Genomic DNA, 4374 nt, shown 5'->3' on the forward strand with positions numbered 1-4374 from the left:
GAACACCAGCCACTCGCGGCAGGCCGGGTTCAGGCGCGTGGCGACCAGTGCGGCGACGCTGCAGATAAACCCGTCCACCAGCACCACGATGCCCGCCTGGGCGCAGGCCAGATAGGCACCGACCAGCGCGGCGATTTCAAAGCCCCCCAAGTTGAACAGCGTCTGCAGCGCGTCGTCGCGCTGGGCCCCGTGCAGTGTCAGGCCGCGCTCGATGACCGCCACCTTATGACTGACACCCTGGGCATTCAAACCCGTGCCCGGCCCGGTCAGGTCACTCACCGGGCAATCGAGCAGCGCACAGGCCAACGCACTGGCGGCGGTGGTGTTGCCGATGCCCATCTCGCCACCGATAAACAGCTGTGCGCCGTTTTCCAGGGCGCGGTGTGCGCTGTCTCGCCCGGCCTGCAGGGCCTGATTGCCCTGAGCCTGGGTCATCGCCGGGCCGTTGACGAAGTTGGCCGTGCCCGCGCCGATATTCAGGTGACGCACGCCGGGCAACGCCAGGGATGGCGTCACCGTGCCGAGATCGACTACCTCCAACTGCGCGTCCAGTTGCCGCGCCAACACGCTGATGGCCGCGCCACCGGTGACAAAGTTGTGCAGCATCTGCCCGGTCACTTCCTGGGGAAACGCCGACACGCCTTCCGCGACCACGCCGTGGTCGCCGGCAAAAATCGCGATCCACAGTTGATCCACCGAGGGCTTGACCCGGCCCTGCAACCCGGCCAATTGCACCGCCAGCGCTTCCAACTGGCCGAGGGAACCAGCGGGTTTGGTCAACTGCTGCTGACGGTCCCGCGCCTGTTTCTGCGCAGAAGCATCGATGGCCTTGCAGGGGTTGAGCCACCAGGAATCGGTCATAACGCAGTACCTTTCAAAGTCAGGGGCAGGCCGGCCACCGTCAGCACCACACGCTGACACCGCTCGGCCAAGGCTTGATGCAGCCAACCGGCTTCATCCACATAACGGCGAGTCAATTCGCCCAGCGGCACGACACCCAGTCCGGTCTCGTTGCTGACAAAAATGATTTCACCCGGCAGCGACGCCAGGGTTTGCAGCAACTGATCGCGCTCGAACGCCAGGCGCTCGGCATCCTCGAGCATCAACAGATTGGTCAGCCACAAAGTCAGGCAGTCGACCAACAGGCAATGGCCGGCAGCGGCGTTTTCACGCAGCACACGCGCCAGCTCGACGGGTTCTTCGATCAACCCCCAATGCTCCGGACGCCGTTCGCGATGCAAGGCAACGCGCTGATTCATCTCACCGTCCAGCGGTTGGCTGGTGGCGATATAAATCACAGACAGCCCGCTGTCGCCGGCGAGCTTTTCGGCCAGCCGACTCTTGCCCGAGCGAGCGCCGCCGAGAATTAATTGATGCATAAGCACATACCTTCCAAGGCCCGCCGACCGGCTGAGGCCGCCACCGAACAATGTGGGAGGGGCGGTGCGACGATTCGACTTGCCCCCGATGAGGGAGTGACAGTGAAAACTTCGATAGCTGACCCACCGCTATCGGGGGCAAGTCGAATCGTCGCACCGCCCCTCCCACATTTAGTCCGCGGCTGACTACACAACTCAGTAGCGCCCAACCCTAACCACGATGCGCAGCGAGTCGCTCTTGATCTTGATCTTAGGCGCCCCGTTAAACCACGCTGGCACACCGAGCCTAGGCGAGGTGCCGAGTGGTGGGGCAAGAGCGTTTTGCTTACTTTTGCGCTTTTCAAAAGTGAGCCGTCGTAAGGGCGGAACCCTAAGCAGCCGTTACCGCAGAAACGGATATGTACTCGGTCCAATCCAACATCCTGGTCGGCCCACAGGCCGCCATCGGCAGCAAGCCCCCTCCCACATTCTGTCCGCGTACACACCGTCAAAGCCCGCACAGTCTGCGCAACAAGTCCGTATCCAGATGGTGCTCCACCAAATCCGCCAACCGCTCGATATCCCGCTCACGCAGCGCGTGATAATCCACTTCCTGCACCTCCTGCAACCCCGCCCAGCGCAACAACGCACTGCACGCGGCCGGGGTTTCGAACAAGCCATGCAGGTACGTCCCGAGAATCTGCCCATCGGCACTCTGCGCACCATCGTTGCGTCCATCATCAAGCCGCACAGCGGCATTCGACAGCGCCCCGCCGCTCGTCACCCCCGCATGGATCTCATACCCACTGACCTCGGCATCCTCCAGCAGCAACCGTCCGCGCACATTGCGCAGCTGCTTCTCCTGCGCAAGCGTGGTACTGAACGCCAGCAGCCCCAACCCGTCGCTGGAGCCGGCGGCTCCTTCCAGACCGAGCGGGTCATGCACCTGCTCGCCGAGCATCTGCAACCCGCCACAAATGCCCAGCACCTTGCCGCCATAACGCAAATGCCGCGCCACGGCCGTGTCCCAGCCATTGGCACGCAAATACGCCAGATCACTGCGCACGCTTTTCGACCCCGGCAGGATGATCAGGTCGGCAGCCGGGATCGGCTGGCCCGGCCCGACGAATTGCAGGTCCACCTGGGGATGCAGGCGCAGCGGATCGAAATCCGTGTGGTTGCTGATGCGCGGCAGCACCGGCACCACCACCTTGAGCACCTGGGCGGCCTTGTCGATCTGGCGCTGATCGATACCGTCCTCGGCCTCCAGGTGCAGGTCCATCACATAGGGCAGCACGCCCACCACCGGCTTGCCGGTGCGCGCCTCCAGCCAATCGAGCCCCGGTTGCAGCAGCGCGATATCACCGCGAAAACGGTTAATGATGAACCCCTGGACCCGTGCCTGCTCGCTGGGGGACAACAACTCCAGGGTGCCGACCAGATGGGCGAACACCCCGCCGCGATTGATATCGGCGATCAACAGCACCGGGCAGTCCACGGCCTCGGCGAAGCCCATATTGGCGATGTCATTGGCGCGCAGGTTGATTTCGGCCGGCGAGCCCGCGCCTTCGACCATGACCACCGCATAGGCCTGGCTCAACCGGGTGTGGGAGGCCAGCACCGCCTGCATCGCGATGGCCTTGTAGTCGTGGTAGGCGACCGCGTTCATGCTGGTCACGGCGCGGCCATGGATGATCACTTGGGAACCGGTGTCGCTGTTGGGCTTGAGCAACACCGGGTTCATGTCGGTGTGGGGCGCCAGGTGGGCGGCCTGGGCCTGCACGGCCTGGGCGCGGCCGATCTCGCCACCTTCGGCGGTCACCGCGCTGTTGAGCGCCATGTTCTGTGGCTTGAACGGTGCGACCGGAACCCCCTGGCGCACCAGCCAGCGACACAGCGCGGTCACCAGCGTGCTTTTACCGGCATCGGAGGTGGTGCCCTGCACCATCAGCGTGGTCATGTCACTTCCTTATAGGCGGCCAGGGCCGTCTCGAGGCGCTGCCAATCGGCCTCGCTGCCGGGCAGGCCGAAACGCACGCTGCTGTTGTGCACGAACAGGCGCAGCAGGATGCCGCGCTGGGCCATGAATTCGTGCAAGCGTTCGGCGTGCGGTGTGATCAGCCACTGGAACAGGGCGCAGCCCCCGTGGGGTTCAAAGCCCTGGCGCTGCAGCAGGTCGAACAAATGCTGGCCGGTCTCAAGGCAACGGGTGCGCTGGCGGACATGCCCGGCGCTGTCGCTCAGGCAATGCTGGCCAATCACCCGGGTCGGCCCGCTGACCGCCCAAGGCCCGACCTGTTCGGCCAACAACCTGAGCAACTTGCGCTCGGCCAGCACAAAACCCAGGCGCACCCCGGCCAGGCCGAAGAACTTGCCAAACGAGCGCAACACGATCAAGCCGACCTGATGGGTGTGGCTGGCCAGGCTCAAGTGCGGGGTAACATCCATGAAGGCCTCGTCCACCACCAGCCAGCCGCCGCGCTGGGCCAGCCGCGCATGCCAGTCGAGCAGGCGCTCAGGGGCCAGGTTCAAGCCGGTGGGGTTATTGGGGTTGACCACCACCAGCACGTCGAGGCCGTCGAGAAAGAAGTCGACTTCCTGCTCCTGCACTTCGCGTACGACATAACCGGCACGCCGCCAGGCCTCGGCGTGCTCGGCATAACACGGCGACAGCACTCCGACCTTGCCCGAACGGCGCAGGCGCGGCAGTAACTGGATCGCGGCCTGGGAGCCTGGCACCGGCAACGCTTGGGCGGCGCCGTAGTAGTCGCTGGCCACTTTCTCCAGGCCGTCATCGGCTTCGGGTAACCGCGCCCAGGCGCGCGCAGGAATCTCGGGGATCGGCCACGGCCAGGGCGCCAGGCCAGTGGACAAATCGAGCCAATCCGCTTCGGCAATCCCGTATTCAATTGCGGCCTTACGCAGCCGACCACCATGTTCAAGCATAAAATTGCGCCCCCGCGCACAGGATCAGCAGCCACAACCATACGCCGCGCTGCACCAGTTGCCAGCCACG

At 64.6% G+C, this 4374-nt stretch carries 4 protein-coding genes; all 4 read right to left on the reverse strand.

The genetic code is table 11. The annotated features are described in order from the left end of the window. Positions 1-861, reverse strand: an 861-nt coding sequence (gene cobT, locus BFP90_RS03840; RefSeq protein ID WP_065895987.1) for a nicotinate-nucleotide--dimethylbenzimidazole phosphoribosyltransferase, incomplete at its 3' end; no start/stop codon positions are given. Next, complete coding sequence (cobU, locus tag BFP90_RS03845) at positions 858-1379, reverse strand: bifunctional adenosylcobinamide kinase/adenosylcobinamide-phosphate guanylyltransferase (RefSeq protein WP_065892317.1); 522 nt, start codon at positions 1377-1379, stop codon at positions 858-860. The genes cobU and cobT, both read right to left, overlap by 4 nt. A gap of 487 nt (positions 1380-1866) precedes the next feature. Further along, positions 1867-3318, reverse strand: coding sequence for a cobyric acid synthase (locus BFP90_RS03850; protein ID WP_065895988.1), 1452 nt, complete (start codon positions 3316-3318; stop codon positions 1867-1869). Next, positions 3315-4304 carry a threonine-phosphate decarboxylase CobD gene (gene cobD / locus BFP90_RS03855; protein WP_065895989.1) on the reverse strand — a complete coding sequence of 330 codons (990 nt, stop codon included), beginning with the start codon at positions 4302-4304 and terminating at the stop codon, positions 3315-3317. Before cobD ends, BFP90_RS03850 begins: the two co-directional genes overlap by 4 nt. Between the last annotated feature and the right edge of the window lie 70 nt (positions 4305-4374).

The organism is Pseudomonas sp. 24 E 13, from assembly GCF_900004715.1.
GTDB classification, from domain to species: domain Bacteria; phylum Pseudomonadota; class Gammaproteobacteria; order Pseudomonadales; family Pseudomonadaceae; genus Aquipseudomonas; species Aquipseudomonas orientalis_A.

Excerpts from the sequence above, each read along its gene's own strand:
- cobD (WP_065895989.1), bottom strand. The coding sequence starts at position 4,304 with ATGCTTGAACATGGTGGTCGGCTGCGTAAGGCCGCAATTGAATACGGG.
- BFP90_RS03850 (WP_065895988.1), bottom strand. The coding sequence starts at position 3,318 with ATGACCACGCTGATGGTGCAGGGCACCACCTCCGATGCCGGTAAAAGC.
- cobU (WP_065892317.1), bottom strand. The coding sequence starts at position 1,379 with ATGCATCAATTAATTCTCGGCGGCGCTCGCTCGGGCAAGAGTCGGCTG.